Genomic DNA, 248 nt, shown 5'->3' on the forward strand with positions numbered 1-248 from the left:
CGTCGGAGAATCCGTTCGACCTCCCTTCATTGAGATCGAAGTGCCCATGATCATCGGATCCTCCATCCGAGCGGCAGACCCGGCGCTGATCAAGCTTCCAGCCTCCAGCGTGTGGCACGACACCAAGAGTAAGTACTCCACGGACACCACCATGGAGCCGATTCACGACGACATGATCCGGCGCCACGCGCTCACGGCAGCGCAGCACGCGGCGGAGCTCGCCGGCGTCACCGGAGCCTGTCGAGTGG

1 protein-coding gene is annotated in these 248 nt (G+C 63.7%); it reads left to right on the forward strand.

Going from position 1 to position 248, the window contains the following annotated elements:
- Positions 1–46: 46 nt before the first annotated feature.
- The coding region (locus AC1RPR_RS08955; RefSeq protein ID WP_481763598.1) for a hypothetical protein at positions 47–248 on the forward strand (202 nt) is incomplete at its 3' end.

This window comes from Dellaglioa sp. CoH-57-MRSF-22 (assembly GCF_056781895.1).